The sequence below is a fragment of the Candidatus Melainabacteria bacterium RIFOXYA2_FULL_32_9 genome (assembly GCA_001784615.1).
GTDB lineage: Bacteria > Cyanobacteriota > Vampirovibrionia > Gastranaerophilales > UBA9579 > UBA9579.
In genome coordinates this window covers 5,641-24,281 of record MFRQ01000003.1, presented here as the reverse complement: position 1 = coordinate 24,281, position 18,641 = coordinate 5,641, and the positions used below count along the sequence as shown (strand labels likewise).

The window sequence follows — 18,641 nt, the reverse complement described above, 5'->3', positions numbered from 1 at the left end:
TGAATCTGAAAAGAGATCCTTCGCTCAGGATGACAAAAGACTAATCCTTACAACTAAAATAGACTCGATCCTTCAAGAAAAAGGCATTTCAAGAACAGCGTTAAGTAAGCAGATTAATTATAGTCAGGGTAAATTAAATGAAATGATTATCGGTAAAGAACCTATGTCCTCTCTGGTAATCTCAAAAATAGCTCCTATTTTAAATGTCAGTGAAAATCAAATAAAAAGCTGGGTTCTCGCTGATAAATACTCTTTAACTGCTCTTGAAGAGGCTGTTAAAATATTAAACAGTGAATGTAAATAATAACAGGACATAAATTGATCATCAATTCTAAGCTATTTGCCACAGCAAACCAGATAAGTGCTATAATTAATTGTTAAAGCTTTCTACTATTACTAATTTAAATAAAGTCTATCAAATGAGATAACAGGGATATGAAAAGAATAAGACTATTACCAGAAAACCTTATAAATCAAATTGCAGCAGGCGAAGTCATAGAAAGACCCGCTTCTATAGTCAAAGAACTAGTTGAAAATTCCATTGATGCAGGAGCTACAAGAGTTGAAATTGAAATTTCTAACGAATGCAGAAATATTCGAGTCGCAGACAACGGATCAGGCATTCATAGTGACGATGTAGCATTGGCATTCTCAAGGCATGCCACTAGCAAATTAGAACAAGAAAAAGATTTATGGGCTATATCTACATTGGGATTTAGAGGAGAAGCACTGGCAAGTATTATTTCTGTCGCTAAAGTTACCTGCTTAACTAGAACAGCCGATTCTCCACACGGGGTAAAGGTCGAATGTGAAAATTCAGAAATAACTATATCTGAAACAGGCTGCGCCATTGGTACTACAATGGAGGTTAAAGAGCTTTTTTATAACGTACCTGCTAGAAAAAAATTCCTCAAGAAGTCCCAAACTGAGCTTGCGAGCATTATTGAAGTTGTCCAAAGCATAGCAATTTCTTATCCCGAAATATCAATTCACCTGATTCATAAAGGACGTACAACCCTAAAAACAACAGGCAGCAGAGATTTGTCCACAGTTGTCAGTGAAATATACTCAAGAGAATTACTAGATGAACTTGTAGAAGTTTATAAAGACGATTCCCAGGATAAACTTGAAGTGAAAGGATTTGTAAGTAATCCAAACTTTACCAGATCTAATAAAAAAGCTATATACTTATTCGTAAACGGTAGAACAGTTAAATGTCCTATTTTATCAAAAGCTATAGATACAGCATATAAAGGTCTTATTCCTGGAGATAAATATCCTTTTGCAATATTAGACTTAATAATTCCTGCTAGCGAGGTTGATGTTAATGTCCATCCTGCAAAAAGAGAAATAAGATACACAAATCCCAATCAAATGTTCAATTTCGTTTATTCAGCAGTTAAATCAACTCTTGAATTCAACAGCTTTTCAAGTTCTACAATTTCCTCTGATGCAACATTTGAAAATATGCCTGCAATAGTATCTCCAAGTAGATCAGGTTTTCAGAGTGAATATAAAACCTCATCAAAGCCTTATTTTCCTGTAGCTAATGCTCAAAATAAAGTGGATTTTAGCAAAATGCAGGAAAAAATCGGAAAAAGTATGGAGTTTTTCTCCCCACCAACTCAATCTAAAATCGAATTTAACGAAGATATCACAACCAACGCAAACTGGTTTAAAGTTATTGGCCAGCTATTTAACACATATATTATTATAGAAAACCCAGAAGGCTTACAAATAGTAGATCAACATATTGCACACGAACGTGTTATTTATGAAAAGCTGAAATCAAGTCAAAATTTTGCTTCTCAATTACTCTTAACATCAATACCTGTTGAACTGGAACCAACTCAAATATCTGGTTTAGAGGAAAATAGAGAATTATTGGCAAAATTTGGATATGAATATGAGATAGAAAATAAGCAGGTAACTTTAAAACAGGTTCCGCAAATACTTGTAAATAGCGCACCTGATAAAATCATTAACGATATTCTAGAGTCACTTGAGGGTTCATTAGAACATATAGAGAATAAAATATTAATAACTACAGCATGCCACGCCGCTGTTAAAGCCGGAGCAAAGCTATCCATATGGCAAATGGAAGAACTAATTAATGATTGGCTAAATACCAGTTACAATAAAACCTGCCCGCATGGCAGAAAAATTAGCCACATAATAAATTCCAAAGAAATAGCAAGTTTCTTTGGAAGAATTGAGACAAATTAATCCTTCTTATAATCCTAAAATGCAGCTTATTCGGTTAAACAACAGTTTCTTTAGGTGCAATAAGCTCTTCATAATTAGGAATGTCTAGAATTATCCATTCAAAAAGCATTCTTACATCACCAAATTCAACGCCTTCAGCATCATTCATCATTGTTGAATAAGATAAATCAAATATCTCAGGATTTACTTTCATATCTAATGCTTTCATTTTTTCTATTGATATAGTATTTTTCTCACTATCCCATATATCGGCATAGTTATGACCTAGTTTTACGCAGTAGGGAAAATTTAGTTTATTAGCTTTATCTACATCTTTATATATAAGCCCATGAGATCTGCATAATAATGCCCTATATTCATAAATACTACAAGAATTGTCAAGCAAAAAAGGGCATTCATAACTAAAATCAAAAATATTAGAATTATTTACCAGAAATTCCCGTCTATCTCTCATAATTTGCAATGTTTTTTGCCTAACTTCTTCTTGCTGTCCTTCACTCAGCTTTTCCTTAAAACCAATTTTAATATATTCATGTTCTAACTCTGAAACAGGATAATATGAGGACTTACAGCAAATAGAGCATCCTTTTTTACATTTAATAAATTCCTGTTGCTCAGAAAAGTATGTATCAAGGTCACTATTTAATTTTTCAAGATAACTCTGATATTTTACAAGCATGTCTGTAATATCGCACTCCTTCAAAAAATTATCAATCACTAAAAAATAGATTATTAAACTCATATATTACTAAAAAAGTAATATTAAAAGAATGAAAAAGACATCTAATATAGATGTCTTTTTCTATTAAATCTTTATTTATAGTTTTTGCTTTTGAATATTAATGTTTTTCTCTTTTTTAGCTCCGTTATGCCTTGCATTAGGTTCTTCTTTAGGGAGCAAAGCATAATCCACTACTTCATCCAAATTATTAACAGATTTAAATTCTATCTTATCTCTAATATAATCAGGCAAATCAGGAATATCTTTCTCATTAGCTTTTGGAATTATAACGGTATGAATATCATTTCTCAATGCAGCGATACACTTTTCTTTTAATCCCCCAATAGGAAGAATCCTGCCTCTTAAAGTTATTTCGCCTGTCATAGCTATATCAGACCTAACTGGCCTCTTAGTTAATGCGCTAATTAATGCTAGAGTTAATGCAATACCGGCACTTGGTCCATCTTTTGGTGTTGCACCATCAGCGGCATGTATATGCAAATCATATTTTTCCTGAATATCAGGCGGTAAATTCAATCTCTCATAATTACTTCTTGTATAACTAAAGGCGGTTTTTGCAGACTCCTGCATCACTTCACCTAATCTGCCCGTTAAACTAAGTCTTCCTTTACCTGGCATGACGCTTGCCTCAATCTCCAGAATTTCACCACCAAATTCAGTCCAGGCAAGACCATGTACTAACCCAATTTGAGGCTCTTTTTCTGCTGCTTCACGCAAAAATTTAGGCACTCCAAGATATTTACTGATATTTTTAGAGTCAACACATACCTTTGTTTCAGGTTTTGTAACTATTTCAACTGCAACTTTTCGGCAAATTTTACCTATGCTTCTTTCTAAATTCCTAACTCCAGCCTCTCTTGTGTATTTATTTATAATTTCTTTTAATGCAGAAGGCTGTAACTTTAATTTTTCAAGCTCAATACCATTCGCCTTAAGTTGACGAGGCACAAGAAACCTTTTTGCTATATGCAATTTTTCTTCCTCTGTATAACCTGGAAGATAAATAATCTCGAGTCTGTCTTTTAACGGTTGATAAAGACGCTCGATCGTATTTGCCGTAGCAATGAAAAAGGTATCAGACAAGTCAAATGGTATATCAATATAATGATCGACAAAATGTGAATTCTGTGCAGGATCAAGAACTTCAAGCATAGCAGCTGTCGGATCTCCCATATGAGATGGAATCATTTTTTCTATTTCATCCAGTAATACCACCGGATTTCTGGTTCCTGCATCTTGCATGGCACGTATAATTCTTCCGGGCATAGCACCTATATAAGTTCTTCTATGCCCTCTGATTTCTGACTCGTCATTAATACCACCTAAGCTAACTTGAGACAGCGTTCTGTTCAAACTTCTTGCAATAGATCTACCAAGCGAAGTTTTACCAACACCAGGTGGGCCTATAAAACATATAATTGTCGCCTGAGGTTCTTTAGAAAGCATTTTAACAGCAAGAAATTCAAGGATCCTTTCTTTTGCATCTTCAAGACCATAGTGATCTTCATCAAGAATAGCACGTGCTTTTTCTATATCAAGAGTTTCTTTTGTTTTCTTACACCAGGGTAAACCTAACACTGTATCAACATAAGTCCTGATAACAGAAGTTTCAGCCGTATAAAAAGACATTCTTTCAAGCTTATTTATCTCTTTTAAGAGCTGTTCTTTTACTTTTTTTGGAACTTTGGCCTTCTCGATCGTCTGCCTGAGTTCATCAACTTCATCAGTGCCACCTTCTTCAGCACCAAGTTCCTCTTTAATAGCCCTTAATTTCTCTCTTAAAAGGTATTCTTTTTGTGTTTTACCAAGTTTATATTTGACTTTTTCTTGAATAGATTCCTCTATTCCCAGCATCGCAATTTCTCTGGATAGAATTTTTGTTACATATTCAAGTCTATCGTGTGTGTTTAAAGTTTCAATTATCTGTTGTTTTTCACTTGTCACAATTGGTAGATATGTAGCAAGAATATCAGCTAATTTTCCTGCTTCTGTGATCTCAGCCAAAGAAATAAAATTCTCAGCACTTATCTTGGCACTCTTTTGAATATATTGCTGAAATTGATCTAATGCAAGTCTAACTAAAGCCTTTGTATCGTCAGTTTCAACAACTATATCCTCTAAAATCTCATAATTTGCCTGGATAAGTCCATCATTTAGTTGTAAATTATTGGCTTTAACTCTACTTATACCTTCTGCTAGAGCTTTAATTGTACCATCAGGAAACTTTAAAACTTGCATTATTTTACTCAATATACCAACTTGATACAAATTTTCAATTTCTACCTCTTCAACTCCAGCATCCTTCTGAGCTAAAAGTATAACTTCGTGTTCTTCAGTCAATAATGCATTATCAATAGCTATAGTTGACTCAGGTCTTGCTGCAAATATAGGTGCCACCATTTGAGGATAAACAATTATCTCTCTCATTGGCATGACAGGAATTAAATTAGCAGAAATCTCGCTCATATCTCTCCTCTAGATTATTTAAAGCCTAAATACCACATTATAAAATGTAGTTTATCATAAAAGGCGAAGATAACAATCTTCGCCTTTATATAATTTTATCAACTAAAGAGCTATTTTAAACTACATCTATGCAATTTCACCTTTCGGCTTCTTTGCTTGAGGCAAATGCAATAACTCTGCTGATCCTTTTTTGCTTACCATTTCAGACGTGAGCTTGAATACTTTAATATCAGATCTTGATGGAATTTCATACATAATATCAAGCATTAATTCTTCAACAATTGATCTTAAAGCTCTTGCGCCAGTTTTTCTCTTCATTGCTTCTTGAGCGATTAATTTAATTGCATCAGGCTCAAAATCTAGTTTTACATTATCCATATCTAACAATTGCTGATACTGTTTAAGGATCGCATTTTTAGGCTCAGTTAGTATTTTTATTAAAGCATCTTCATCTAATGGATCAAGAACTGCATATACTGGTACTCTTCCAATAAATTCCGGAATTAATCCAAACTTAATAAGATCATCAGGTACCATTTGTTTAAGCATTTTGGCAGACTGAATCTCTCTTTCATAAGCAGCTTTAGGAGCATTTGCTCCAAATCCCACCAATTTACCAGAGCCAGCTCTACTATCAACGATTTTGTCTAACCCTACAAATGCTCCACCAACAACAAATAAAATATTATTGGTATCAATTTGTATGAATTCTTGATGAGGATGTTTCCTTCCACCTTGTGGAGGAACATTTGCAACAGTGCCTTCAATCATTTTCAACAAAGCCTGTTGAACACCTTCACCACTGACATCTCTTGTGATACTAGGATTTTCAGATTTTCTAGCTATTTTATCTATCTCATCAACATAGATAATTCCCCTCTCGGCCTTAGCTGCATCAAAATCAGCATTCTGATAAAGCCTGAGAAGTATATTTTCAACGTCATCACCAACATAACCAGCTTCAGTTAGTGTAGTAGCATCAGCAACTGCAAATGGCACATCAAGCATTTTAGCTAATGTCTGAGCTAAAAGCGTTTTACCACTTCCAGTAGGCCCAATTAAAAGTATATTACTTTTTTGGATCTCTACACCTTGAGAAGAATCCTGGCTGGATAACGTTGCATTATGATTAATTCTCTTGTAGTGATTATATACTGCGACTGATAGTATTTTTTTAGCTTCATCTTGTCCAACTATATGCTGATCCAGGTATGCCTTAATTTCATGAGGTTTCGGTATATCAGCTAGTTTTGGTACATCGGATGAAGCTTCATCTTCACTATCTTTATTTTCAAAAAATTCTTCATCTAGAATTTCATTGCAAAGATCAACACACTCATCACAAATATATACTTCAGGACCAGCTATTAATTTTTTAACCTGGTCTTGAGTTTTTCCACAAAATGAACATTTTAAACGGCTGTCATCGTGTTTAGCCATATAGTTCTCCTAAAATTATAGTTCTGATGATTCTTTTTCTTTTTCTATTTTGGTAATTATCTTATCTACCATTCCATATTCAAGTGCTTCTTCTGGAGTCATTATATAATCTCTATCGGTATCTTTTTCAATTTTCTTGAATGACTGCCCGGTATGTTTTGCAAGTAATTCATTAAGAGTACGCTTAATTCTACCAATTTCAGCTGCTTGAATTTCAATATCAGTGGCCTGACCTTGAGCACCACCTAATGGTTGGTGAATCAAGACTCTGGAATGTGGTAATGCCATACGCTTACCATGAGTCCCAGCAGCAAGCAAGAATGCTCCCATACTAGCAGCTTGACCTAAACAAATTGTGCTTACATCAGCTCTAATATGCTGTATAGTATCATAAATAGCCAATCCTGCTGTTACACTACCACCAGGACTATTTATATATAACATAATATCTTTTTCCGGATTCTCAGAGTCCAGGAGTAATAACTGAGCTACAATTAAGTTAGCGACCATATCATCAACTGGTGTACCTAAGAATATGATTCTTTCTCTTAATAATCTTGAGAAAATATCAAATGATCTTTCTCCACGACTTGATTGTTCAATTACTACAGGAACAAATCCCATATTTATATCCTTTCTTTGCTAAACTTACCTTAATAAACTATTACTGTTCACTTGGAGTAGAAGATTTCTCCTCAATATATTTTACTTCATTATTGTCTAAAAGAAACTGAACAACTTTTTGAGTCATAATCTGATGAGAAATACCTTGAGCCAGACCAGGATTTTTAGAAATTTGCTGGAACACAGTTTGCTCATCAGTGTTATAAACAGTAGCTAATTCTCTAACTTTAGCAAGAAAATCCTCATCACTTGGGTGAATATTTTCAGTTTTTGCAACAGCACCAAGAACCAGACTATTTTTTACTCTTTTTGCAGCTTCTTCTCTTAAGCTATTCCAGATATTTTCTTGTCCTTGAGTATCTAATACTTGCTCCCAGGATATTCCCTGACTCTTAAGTTTAGCTTGAACTTCTTCCATCAGAACTCGAGCTTCTCTATTAATCATTGAATCAGGTGTTTCAACTTGAGCTTGCTCAATGACTTTGTCTAAAACTACTCTTTCAGCTCTAACTTTATTTTCATTATTTTTTGATTTTTCCAGGAATGAGGCTAAATCTGTTTTTAGCTCTTCAATTGTCTGAAAAGGTCCAACTTTTTGAGCTAATTCATCATCTATTGCTGGAATATGTTTCTCTTTAATCTCATTAACTTTAACCTGAAATTCAGCTGGTTTTCCTACTAAAGCCGGTTCGTGATAATCTTCAGGGAAATTCACATTAATTGTAAACTCCTCTCCGATTTTTTTGCCGACTATTTGCTCTGCAAAACCTTTTATAAAGCTACTATGTGCTAAATCTAACTGATGATTCTTCGCAGAACCACCTTTAATTGGCTCACCTTCAATGGTTCCGGAATAATCTATATTAACAATATCATTTGGCTCTGCTGGTCTATTAACAATAGGCTCTAAAGTGGCAAATCTTTCTGATAGTGCTTTTAATTCCTGTTCTACTGCATCTTCAGGATGCTTAAACTCAGGAACTTCAACGGTTAACCCTTTATAATTATTAAGTTTTACTTCGGGTTTAAGCTCAAGCTTAGCTATCACTTTTAGCGGTTCACCCAGTTCATATTTAAATGACTCAATAATAGGTTCTGAAGCCAAATCATATTGATGCTCACTAATTGTGTCAGCAAATACGTTAGGTAATAATCTATCTAAAGCCTGTCTTCTAATTTCATCAACTCCAACATAGCTTTCTACCATTGCTCTTGGAGCTTTACCTTTCCTGAATCCAGGCACTGTAATTCTTTCACCCAGTTTCTTGCAGGCTTTATTGTATTCCTGAGCCGCAAGTTCTGCATCAACTTCAATATCTAACTGAACCATGTTATTTTCTTGTTTTACTACATTTACTTTCATACTCTCTTCTCGTTCTTCTCACTTAATCAACCTACATTCCACATTTAAATAAAGCATTTTAGCTTTTAATTTTTATAAAATGATACATCTAAAATATTATAAAACAAAGTTAATTATTTAAAAACTTCATTTTAATAAAATACTAGATTTGTATTACAACAATATTATGCATTATTAATCACAAAAATATCTCATATAAAGCTAAATCAAAGAAAAACCTGGTTTTTCATGACCTTTCATATTAAAAAATAAATTCAATCATTAAATTAATCATCAATGTCTTTTCCTGTAATATCTTTTAGAGCTTTTTTCAGAGAATCAACGTTAATTTTAAGAGAATCTATAAAATATGCAATTCCTTTATCCTTAATAGTCTGGTTTAAAACACCATCAATTCTACTATCATCTGGAATTACCTTAAATTCCACAGTATCACCATCTGGTAATTTATTTTCAACAAATTCCTTCATTTTTTCAAGATAATCTAAAATAGGGGTTGTATCCTTATATCCCTTTGTCTCAAGCTCTTTCCCTATATTTTGAGAATGAATAAATTTCCCTGCAAAGTTAGGTGATAATACATTCTTAACCATAAAACTTCTCTCCTTAAATTTATCTTGAATTTTACATCTTTAAAAGAAATAAAAATATTCCTTCAATGTTTTAAAGGAATATTTTTTATTGTTAAAGCTAAAATAGTTGATTTATTTCAATAAAAAAGCGGGAGACGAGGTTCGAACTCGCGACATCCTCCTTGGCAAGGAGGCATTCTACCACTGAATTACTCCCGCGTGATTAAATTACACTTGCATACTTCCAATCCTTCTTATGAATATTTATGTTCATACAGTGGATTTTCTAATGCAAAAAGATTATACATGGGTAAAGATTTATTAGCAAGTACTATTTTGCTCAAATTAAAGATTCGTTCACAAATCCAATCTTATCTGCTTTTTTTCTGGAAGAAGCAAGCTTTAAACTATGAATCTTATTATACTGATTACCCAGCATAATCTTCTCAGCTTCTTCAAGAATTCTAACCACCTCATACCCATTATCACCATCACTTCTAGGTTTCATCCTATTTGTGATACAGCTGATAAAGTGCTGACATTCAAGTTTTAAAGGTTCAATTTCAATGTATTCAGGATATTCAACCACCTTTTTGTTGGGGGAAAAATTATCATAAACGTGAAGTTTGTTGGAAAATTCAGCATCATCGAGAACCGCTGTTGCTTTTGTTCCTCTTACTAATAATATAACACGTTTAATTGGATGTATCCAACTATCACTAATATGCGCCTGAATATTATTTGGAAAAGTTATATCAATATGAGTAATATCCATTATTCCATCATTATTCATTGAAGTTCCGACGGCAGACTGAACACTGATAGGAATACTACCAAGAACATAACTTATCATAGAAACATCATGAGGAGCCAAATCCCACATCACACTTCTATCATTTCTAAAAAAGTTAATATTTAATCTATCACTTTGTACATAATTTATTTCTCCAAGAATACCTTCTTGTATCAGAGATTTTAGCCTACTCACAGCAGGATGATACAGAAGTAGGTGCCCTACCATTAGCGCAAGACCTTTTTCATTTGATAATTCATTTAATTCTCTTGCTTCTTCACTACAAGTAGCTATGGGTTTTTCTACATAAACATGTTTTCCTGCACTGAGCACTTTTTTAACAAGAGAATAATGAGTATGACTTGGAGTAGCAACTGCAATGCCATCAATTTCAGGCGAATTTAAAACTTCATCTATGTCACTGGTACAATGAATATCAGGATATTCACCAGCTGTACTACCAAGAAGCTCTGAATCTATATCACAACATGTGTGTAAACTTCCAAGGTTATAAAAATTCCTTACAAGGTTCTTACCCCAAGTTCCACAACCAATAACAGCAATTTTTACGCTCAAATTTCTACTCCATTTATTCAATTATTTAGCTACTTTTAATTTAATAACTCTCAGAGCAATAGTCAACAGGTTTATATCAAGAAAATATTAAATTTTCTCAGACTGTAATATAATACTATCATCAGTAATCAAATGGTTAACAAAATGTCACAGCTTAGAGCTCATTTCGTACAAACTAGACGTGATGCCTGGGTCGAGATAAATCTCGGCAATATTGAGCATAATATTAAAGTTTTAAAAAGCTATATCTCACCTGATAGCAAGTTTCTTGCTGTAGTAAAGGCGGATGCTTACGGGCATGGTTCTACTATGGTGACACCTACATTACTTGCCTCAGGAGTTGATATGCTGGGAGTAGCTTCTATAGATGAAGGACTTCAATTGAGAGAAGCAGGCATTGATGCCCCAATTCTTGTATTAGGTGCAGCACCAGGCTGGTCAATTGTAAGTGCTGTTGAATATGATATTCAATTATCAATATTTACAAACGAACATATTACAGCCTGCATTAATGCTTATAATAAGCTGGGTAAAAAGCCGATAGTTCATATAAAAGTTGATACAGGCATGCACAGAATTGGTATTTCATATGATCATGCAGTAAAATTCATTAGAGAAGTCGCTCAAATTGAGAGTATTCAACTTGAAGGAGTCTTCACTCATCTTGCTTGTGCTGAAAATATCAGAATAACTGAGCAGCAAAAAGCAAATTGGGAAAGTGTTATAAATAACATATCTGATCTGGATTTAACAATACATGCCGTAAATACAGCCGGCATGATTGGGTATAATCATATGCATTATGACCTGGTAAGATCAGGAATTGGCATATACGGTTTAACGCCTGATCTTCCTGAGTGTATCAATGACTTACCTGATTTAAAGCAAGTTATGGGACTTAAAGGCAGGATAGCTCATATACAGGATTTGCCCAGAAATACTGGTATAAGTTATGGTTATAGCTATGTTACAAGTTCAGAAAATACAAAAGTTGCTACAATCCCGATAGGATATGCAGATGGAGTCCCAAGATCATTGTCCAATAGGATATACGGACTGATTAATGGCAAACGAGTTAGGCAAGTTGGTAATATTACTATGGATCAAATGATGTTTGATATTTCTAACGTTGATAACATCAATATTGGAGATACTATAACATTACTTGGCAGTGATGGAGATGAGTTTATTCCAATTGATTTCTGGGCAAAAATGCTAAATACAATAAATTATGAAATTACCTGCCGATTAAAAGTAAGATTACCAAGAGTTTATACCAGAGATAACTAGAGAATTATCTTTTATAACAAAAAGATGAGTTAAGGCTCATCTTTTCATACTGTAATAAATATCTCAAAATTCCTTTATTTTTTTGTGTTAAATATATTTTTGAATTCGTCTAATTCTTGAGGTTCTTTTGAAGGATTAATATATTTTCTGAATTCATCTGTTAATTTTAATATTGCTTCTTTGGCCGTTACAATTTCTTTCAATCCTGTACTATCCGAAAATCCTGTACGACCTATAGCTGAATTAATGTTCTTATTGTCTAAACCTTCTTCACGTGATTTATTACCAGGTATATAATTCAGAATCAGATCAGTGCAAAAACGAGTTCCATTCGGCCAATATTGATCTTTTACTCCAAATTCAACAATATCATCTTCAGGGAGCTCTGTTTCAACATATTTTTTTAGACCGTTAAGGGGCTCAATAATATCTGCCACGTATCTTGCGGGAGGGTGTATTCCTTGTAATGTTTTCAAAGCACCCTCAATATCATTATTCGCAGGTATAAGCTTACCTGTAAAACTTGGTAATGGTGTTACTCTTTTAATCATAATTCTTTCCCTTTCATATTTTTTAAATTAGCTTATTTTTATGCATTAGATTATTTTTTTGAGCTAAAATATACCATTTAAATCTTTTAAACGTATCTGACAATGCCATTCTAAATGGAATATTAAAGTGAGCAGCCGTTGTACTAAACCTACCGTATGGCTTCTCAATATTTTTCTTCTTTATGCCATTTTTAAGAGATTCAACCCCAGGTTTATAGTTTAAATGTATAGAATAAGAATTACCATCGAGTAAATAAAATTGCTTTTTTGCACTCAATTCAACAATGTCATCTTCAGGAAGCTCAGTTTTAACATAATTTTCCAGGTCTTTAAGTATATTTGATTCATAAATTTTTAATATTCTTCCACTTATAGGACTTTTTACAGGCTTTACTTCTGCATCAGCTCTTAACTCACTTACAGTAAAAGGATCTCGCTTGATTACAAGATTGCCTGTAAAATTTGGTGCAGGTGTTATTCCTTTAATCATAATTCGTTTCCTAACATTATTTATAAATTATTTATTGTTTAAAAACTCCTCAAAAAAAGTTGCTAGCTTTTAGAAAAAATATTAAGTAGGCAAGAAAAAATACCTACTGATGTCATGCCGGACGTGTTCCGGCATCTTTACAGTTGACGTTTATAGCTTATAGTTGAGACGTAGTTAGGTCACGAAATAAATTCAGGATAACATTTATATTATAATTTTAGGTAAAAACTTTTTCTTTCTGCCTTACTTAGATGCATATTAAAAGGACTTTTTTGTCTTATGTCAAAAGATGAGCCTTAACTCATCTTTTTATACTGTAATAAACACCTCAGAATTCTCTTATTATTGACATTAACTTCAAAACTATCCTACTAACGGCTCTCCTGATTCAAAAGAATTATTAGAATCTCCTGTATCAAATATATTTAAGAATTCTTTTTCTGCCTGGAATTTATCAGTATATTTTTTAAATTTATCTACTAAAAGTGATATTGCTTCTTTAGATGTTATAACTTTTCTATGTACTCTTTGATTCAACGTATCCCTATATGGCACAGGACCCACGTCTGCAGACATCTTCTCTTTTTTCATACCTTGTTTACGTGATTCTTCTCCAGTTATATATTTCAAGTACACTTCAGCGGGAGATAAAGTATCATAATCCCGAGCTTTTACACCAAATTCAACAATATCATCTTTAGGAAGCCTGTTAACACACTCATTTAAAGATTTAAGAGGTTCAATACTATCTGACACAAAAATAATCCTGAAAAAATAAAATTGCTTTTTTTATAAAAGAATTAAGAATTATTACAAAATACATATTAGAAAATGAGCTTAAAGCTCATTTTCTAATATGTATCATAATTAAGGAGACAAGAAGTCATTATGTAAAATTGTTATCCTGAGCGTCAGCGAAGGATCTCTTTCAGATTTATGTCCTTGCTTTTATTTGAACTATTGTAAGATTGCCACGCCTCCTTCGGAGGCTCGCAATGACAGCATGCGTCATTCTGAGCTGAGTCTCTGAGATTATTCACTTCGTTTAGAATGACAGAGAATTATTTAAGAATTTTTTGTTCATCCCTTATTTATTTCGCCCTAAGGTATTGCTTTGGCCAGGGGAGATCATAATTGAGCTTTTCAGCTGCCTGATACACCCAGTAAGGATTTCTGAGTAATTCTCTGCCAAGTGCTACAATATCTGCTTTTTTATTCTCAACAATATTATTTGCCTGATCAGGTTCAGTTATTACACCTACGGCTGAGGTCATTATGCATGCTTCTTCTTTTATAGCCTCAGAAAATGGTGCCTGATAACTGGGAGACTCAGGTATAGTTAGATTGGCAATGTTTCCGCCAGAAGATACATCAATCAGGTCAATTCCTATTTCAGCAAGTTTTTTAGCAGTATCAACAGTATCTTCTATATCCCATCCATTCTCCACCCAATCAGTAGCTGACATCCTGACAAACACTGGCCATTTCTTTGGCCACTGATTCCTGATTTCAGTTGCGATTTCCAGCAACAAACGCTGTCTGTTTTGAAGACTTCCACCATATTTATCAGCCCTTTTGTTGGATAAAGGCGATAAAAACTCATGAATTAAATATCCATGAGCAGCGTGGATCTCAACAATTCTAAACCCAGCCTGATAAGCTCTATTAGCAGCTGTTTTAAATTTTTCTATAATATCTTGAATTTCACTCTGGCTAAGTTCGTGTGGAACAGGACTGTTTGGAGCAAATGGAATAGCACTTGGACCAACAACTTCCCAACCTCCTATTTCAGAAGATAAAGGTAAAGATCCTTCCCATGGTTGAGTGGTGCTGGCTTTTCTTCCGGCATGAGCCAACTGAATTGCAGGAACTGTATCCTGAGAAATCATAAAAGTCGTCAGTTCAGTATATCTATCTATATAATCATCAGCCCACAAACCAAGATCCCAGGGAGTAATCCTTCCTCTTGGTTCAACTGCCGTTGCTTCAAGCATTATTATTCCTAATCTGCCAACAGCTCTGGTACCATAATGTATATAATGCCACTCATTTGGCAGTCCATCATGAGCGCTATACTGGCACATAGGCGACATCATAACCCTATTTTGTATTTCCAATTCTCGAATTTTTATAGGATTTAAAAGCATTGCAGTCATATTTATTCCTCACTTAATTCAATAATTAAATAATCATAAATTAATGAGGGATTAAAATAATTATCCGATTAGAGTTATTCAGTAAGATTATCTTACTTATCTAAAATAATCTTATCTTTTAATTTTGGAAAATTTATCTTTATTTCAGTTTCATTTTGCTTATCTGTACCGATATTTGAGACTGAAAGCACTTGTTGCTTTGCCACTTTTATTTTTTCTTCCATATCTTTTATGTAAAGACCCATAACATCAAGATTTTTATCTTCCACAGTGCTGCTTTTATCAACTTTGGCTAAAACCCAATAACCTTTTTGTCCAAGAACATCAATTATTTCACCAGAAAAAACATTATCAGATAATTTAGCATCAAATTTAATATAAAGTTTTTCTGTTCCAAAAGGTTTAAACATAAAGGTGAAATACCCATCTAATGTATCAATATTTGATATAGGGATATTTTCGGCTATTTTATCAATATTCATCACGCCTGATAATTTACTATTCACCTTATTAATTTTTAGCTCAATATTATGTTTTAAACAATCAGGAGTAAGCATAACTCCCTGCCATTTACCGACAAGTTCCTGAGATTCAGTTAATAAGCTTCTACCATCAGGATAACCACTAAAAAACTCAATTACATTAGTTAAACTGGTTTTTAATCCTGCTAATTCTGCCTCTGTTAATTCAGGCTTCTCGAATAATTTAATATTGAGAAATGCCCTAGCAATACGTTCTGGGATCATCGTGGGAATATTTTCTACAACCTTATTAAACCCAGATAAAAATAATTTATTTTTATCTTTGGAATTAATGGATTCCAATTGAAATGATGTATAAAATCCTAAATCTAAAAGCCAAGTTCCAGTATCTGAATATTCACTCTTGATTGATTGCTTTAAATCTTCATAATAAGAACTAAATTTATCCAGAGTTACTGCCAACTTTGCCTCACTTAAATCCTGTTTGTCAAGAGCACTATATAAATTCAACTTGACATTCTTTAATAACTCAGATAAGCAAGCATCAAGGTTTAAATCTTCAATAATTAAATCAGTAATATTAAAGTTCTGAAAAGCATTTTGATATTCTATTCTAATATCTGAATAAGCAAACTCTTTAGACTTATTAGTCAAATCAATAAGACGATAATAACCTGAACCGAGACTTCTACCCAATAAAAAAATCTTTTGGATTTTATCATTAGAAATCTGCGATAAAACAGGATTCGAAATGGTTACAAGCATTATTAATATAAATATCCACAATAAGCCTTTGCGCAACTTTATCTCCCCCAATGCCATACCTAATTGTTGCGGATATTTAAAATTTAGAAAACCATCAATTAGATGATTTCAGCCAATCAATTGTACATCTTAAAGCTTTTGCTCTATGACTGACTTTATTTTTTTCTTCAAGACTAAGTTGGGCCATAGTTGCGTCCAGTTCAGGTATATAGAATATCGGATCATATCCAAACCCTTGCTCTCCAAGAGGTTTATCAGTTATATATCCCTCACAGGTTCCAGTGCATGAGTGTAAAATTTCACCATTTGGAGATACTATAACCATTGCACAAACAAATCTGGCAGCTTTATTTTCGGGCTTTTCATACTTTAAAGCGCTTAAAACCCTTTCGATTCTTTTAGGATCACTCTCTGCAAAACGCGCAGAATGTATTCCAGGAAGTCCACCAAGGGTATCTATTACCAAACCTGAATCATCTGCAAGGGCAGGGAGATTCATAATTTTAGCAGCTTCAAATGCCTTTATATAGGCATTTTCTTGAAAACTTTTCCCTGTCTCTTTTGGATTAAAATCGTCTTTTACCTTAACAATTTCAATACCTGTATCTAGTAATAAATTCTCAATTTCTTTTATTTTATTTTTATTATTTGTTGCCAATACTAGCTTTTTAATTGCAGGAAACATTATTTATCCCTTACCAAATCTTCTTTCACGCTTTGCAAATTCAGCAACAGCTTCATCTAATTCATCTTTACCAAAATCAGGCCACAATGTATCACTTACATAAATTTCTGTATAAGCCAGCTGCCACAATAAATAGTTGCTCAATCTCTGATCACCGCCAGTTCTGATTAATAAATCAGGATCTGGAATATCTGAAGTATACAAATAATTAGAAATCAAGTCACTATTAATATCATCAGGAGACAATTTTTCAGCTTGTACATCTTTGACAATTTTTTTCATAGCCTGAGTTATCTCATCTCTTGAACCGTAATTTATAGCTACCTGCAAGTTTAAACCTGTATTAGCGGCGGTTACATTCATAGAATACTCCAGTATTTTCTGAAGTTCAGGATTTAAATTCTCCATATTACCAATAATTCTGATTTTAACATTATTTTTATGGAGTTCATCTAATTCCTTTTTAACTGTTTCTCCTAGAAGCATCATTAAGAAATCAACTTCTTCCTTTTTCCTACCCCAATTTTCAGTAGAAAAGGCATACACGGTAAGATATTTTACTCCTATCTCTGCTGCATGAGAAACTATAGTTTTCAATGACTTAACTCCAGCATTATGACCAGACATAGAAGGAAGCAAATGTTTCTTAGCCCATCTTCTATTGCCATCCATAATTATAGCAATATGCTGAAGCTTTGTATTTAATACTATTTCTTGTACTGGGGCGAGTGATAATTTATTATTAACAGCCATTTTATATTCATTCTTTAATATACTAGATATTTATAACAGAGTATCTCAAACTACAACTTAATAGCAAGATTACAAATAAAATTATTTTCATTTTATTTACTCACAATATTATAAAAATAAAAATTCATCTTTAATTGACCGATAAGAAAAAATTTAATATGCTTTTTATTAAGTTTTTCAGAAAAATAAAGTAAATTAAAATATGATTGAATTATTAATATTAACTATACTTTTAGACAACAAAAGCAGTATTTATGGTATTAAACAAAAAATTGAGAATAAATTCTCAGCGTTTTTTAAGATTAGTTTTGGTTCCATTTATCCTGCTTTAAAAAAATTAGAAAAGAATAAATATGTAACCGTTAAAACCCAGTTAAGTCCCGGTGGACAAAAAAAATCCACATACTCAATTACAAATGAAGGAAAAGAATATTTTCAAGTATTAATGCTCGAAGTTTTACCTGAGAATCCTGCTTTAGCAAGCCAACTTATCAACATAAAGCTAATAGCATTACCTAAAATCGAGGTTACTCTTCAACAACAGGCTACTAATACCATAATAGAACATCTCGAACATAATAAAGCTAATATCGAAATACTTTTGAATAACCCAGAAAATAACAAAGACAAATTTCAAAAAAAATTTCTTGAATATAATTTAATTAAA

The 18,641-nt window shown here is 33.0% G+C and carries 16 protein-coding genes, 1 tRNA gene and 2 pseudogenes (1 of these 19 running past the window's edge); 4 read left to right on the top strand and 15 right to left on the bottom strand.

The window, feature by feature from the left end:
- A pseudogene (locus A2255_05295) lies at positions 1–304 on the top strand (hypothetical protein).
- A 131-nt stretch (positions 305–435) separates the two neighbouring features.
- Complete coding sequence (locus tag A2255_05290) at positions 436–2,226, top strand: hypothetical protein (protein OGI23633.1); 1,791 nt, start codon at positions 436–438, stop codon at positions 2,224–2,226.
- Between the two features lie 34 nt (positions 2,227–2,260).
- Here A2255_05290 and A2255_05285 read toward each other — a convergent pair whose 3' ends face one another.
- From A2255_05285 to A2255_05250, 8 genes are all read right to left on the bottom strand, one after another.
- A complete protein-coding gene (locus tag A2255_05285) occupies positions 2,261–2,905 on the bottom strand; it encodes a hypothetical protein (GenBank protein ID OGI23632.1) in 645 nt (214 codons plus the stop codon).
- Positions 2,906–3,043: 138 nt separating this feature from the next.
- Entirely contained in the window at positions 3,044–5,434 is a 2,391-nt protein-coding gene (locus A2255_05280; GenBank protein ID OGI23631.1) for an endopeptidase La, read from the bottom strand.
- 126 nt (positions 5,435–5,560) lie between these two features.
- A complete protein-coding gene (locus A2255_05275; protein OGI23630.1) occupies positions 5,561–6,874 on the bottom strand; it encodes an ATP-dependent protease ATP-binding subunit ClpX in 1,314 nt (437 codons plus the stop codon).
- Between the two features lie 15 nt (positions 6,875–6,889).
- Positions 6,890–7,498, bottom strand: coding sequence for an ATP-dependent Clp endopeptidase, proteolytic subunit ClpP (locus A2255_05270; protein OGI23629.1), 609 nt, complete (start codon positions 7,496–7,498; stop codon positions 6,890–6,892).
- A 40-nt stretch (positions 7,499–7,538) separates the two neighbouring features.
- Entirely contained in the window at positions 7,539–8,861 is a 1,323-nt protein-coding gene (locus A2255_05265; GenBank protein ID OGI23628.1) for a trigger factor, read from the bottom strand.
- A 266-nt stretch (positions 8,862–9,127) separates the two neighbouring features.
- On the bottom strand, positions 9,128–9,454 hold the full coding sequence (locus tag A2255_05260; GenBank protein ID OGI23627.1) for a hypothetical protein: 327 nt from the start codon (positions 9,452–9,454) through the stop codon (positions 9,128–9,130).
- Positions 9,455–9,580: 126 nt separating this feature from the next.
- Positions 9,581–9,652 (bottom strand) — tRNA-Gly (locus tag A2255_05255).
- A gap of 121 nt (positions 9,653–9,773) precedes the next feature.
- Entirely contained in the window at positions 9,774–10,802 is a 1,029-nt protein-coding gene (locus A2255_05250) for a hypothetical protein (GenBank protein ID OGI23626.1), read from the bottom strand.
- Between the two features lie 132 nt (positions 10,803–10,934).
- On the opposite strand from A2255_05250, the gene A2255_05245 reads away from it, so the two are divergent.
- A complete protein-coding gene (locus tag A2255_05245; protein OGI23625.1) occupies positions 10,935–12,092 on the top strand; it encodes an alanine racemase in 1,158 nt (385 codons plus the stop codon).
- Positions 12,093–12,166: 74 nt separating this feature from the next.
- On the opposite strand, the gene A2255_05240 is transcribed toward A2255_05245, so the two are convergent.
- From A2255_05240 to A2255_05210, 7 genes are all read right to left on the bottom strand, one after another.
- Complete coding sequence (locus A2255_05240; GenBank protein ID OGI23624.1) at positions 12,167–12,643, bottom strand: hypothetical protein; 477 nt, start codon at positions 12,641–12,643, stop codon at positions 12,167–12,169.
- A 22-nt stretch (positions 12,644–12,665) separates the two neighbouring features.
- Positions 12,666–13,133, bottom strand: a complete 468-nt coding sequence (locus A2255_05235; protein OGI23623.1) for a hypothetical protein — start codon at positions 13,131–13,133, stop codon at positions 12,666–12,668.
- Between the two features lie 363 nt (positions 13,134–13,496).
- Positions 13,497–13,889 carry a hypothetical protein gene (locus A2255_05230; protein OGI23622.1) on the bottom strand — a complete coding sequence of 131 codons (393 nt, stop codon included), beginning with the start codon at positions 13,887–13,889 and terminating at the stop codon, positions 13,497–13,499.
- A 335-nt stretch (positions 13,890–14,224) separates the two neighbouring features.
- Positions 14,225–15,289, bottom strand: coding sequence for an oxidoreductase (locus A2255_05225; protein OGI23621.1), 1,065 nt, complete (start codon positions 15,287–15,289; stop codon positions 14,225–14,227).
- Between the two features lie 92 nt (positions 15,290–15,381).
- Positions 15,382–16,536 (bottom strand): hypothetical protein, encoded by a 1,155-nt coding sequence (locus A2255_05220; protein OGI23620.1) that lies wholly within the window; start codon positions 16,534–16,536, stop codon positions 15,382–15,384.
- A 94-nt stretch (positions 16,537–16,630) separates the two neighbouring features.
- Positions 16,631–17,209 (bottom strand): non-canonical purine NTP pyrophosphatase, RdgB/HAM1 family, encoded by a 579-nt coding sequence (locus A2255_05215; GenBank protein ID OGI23634.1) that lies wholly within the window; start codon positions 17,207–17,209, stop codon positions 16,631–16,633.
- Between the two features lie 15 nt (positions 17,210–17,224).
- Positions 17,225–17,974 (bottom strand): di-trans,poly-cis-decaprenylcistransferase, encoded by a 750-nt coding sequence (locus tag A2255_05210; GenBank protein OGI23619.1) that lies wholly within the window; start codon positions 17,972–17,974, stop codon positions 17,225–17,227.
- A gap of 202 nt (positions 17,975–18,176) precedes the next feature.
- Between A2255_05210 and A2255_05205 the strand changes: the two are divergent.
- Positions 18,177–18,641, top strand: a pseudogene (locus tag A2255_05205) (hypothetical protein); it runs 36 nt beyond the window's last position.

What these genes read in the sequence shown, in the direction of transcription:
- A2255_05240 (OGI23624.1), bottom strand. Translation starts at nt 12,643, where the DNA reads ATGATTAAAAGAGTAACACCATTACCAAGTTTTACAGGTAAGCTTATA.
- A2255_05280 (OGI23631.1), bottom strand. Translation starts at nt 5,434, where the DNA reads ATGAGCGAGATTTCTGCTAATTTAATTCCTGTCATGCCAATGAGAGAG.
- A2255_05260 (OGI23627.1), bottom strand. Translation starts at nt 9,454, where the DNA reads ATGGTTAAGAATGTATTATCACCTAACTTTGCAGGGAAATTTATTCAT.
- A2255_05210 (OGI23619.1), bottom strand. Translation starts at nt 17,974, where the DNA reads ATGGCTGTTAATAATAAATTATCACTCGCCCCAGTACAAGAAATAGTA.
- A2255_05290 (OGI23633.1), top strand. Translation starts at nt 436, where the DNA reads ATGAAAAGAATAAGACTATTACCAGAAAACCTTATAAATCAAATTGCA.
- A2255_05265 (OGI23628.1), bottom strand. Translation starts at nt 8,861, where the DNA reads ATGAAAGTAAATGTAGTAAAACAAGAAAATAACATGGTTCAGTTAGAT.
- A2255_05225 (OGI23621.1), bottom strand. Translation starts at nt 15,289, where the DNA reads ATGACTGCAATGCTTTTAAATCCTATAAAAATTCGAGAATTGGAAATA.
- A2255_05275 (OGI23630.1), bottom strand. Translation starts at nt 6,874, where the DNA reads ATGGCTAAACACGATGACAGCCGTTTAAAATGTTCATTTTGTGGAAAA.
- A2255_05235 (OGI23623.1), bottom strand. Translation starts at nt 13,133, where the DNA reads ATGATTAAAGGAATAACACCTGCACCAAATTTTACAGGCAATCTTGTA.
- A2255_05270 (OGI23629.1), bottom strand. Translation starts at nt 7,498, where the DNA reads ATGGGATTTGTTCCTGTAGTAATTGAACAATCAAGTCGTGGAGAAAGA.
- A2255_05285 (OGI23632.1), bottom strand. Translation starts at nt 2,905, where the DNA reads ATGCTTGTAAAATATCAGAGTTATCTTGAAAAATTAAATAGTGACCTT.
- A2255_05245 (OGI23625.1), top strand. Translation starts at nt 10,935, where the DNA reads ATGGTTAACAAAATGTCACAGCTTAGAGCTCATTTCGTACAAACTAGA.
- A2255_05220 (OGI23620.1), bottom strand. Translation starts at nt 16,536, where the DNA reads ATGCTTGTAACCATTTCGAATCCTGTTTTATCGCAGATTTCTAATGAT.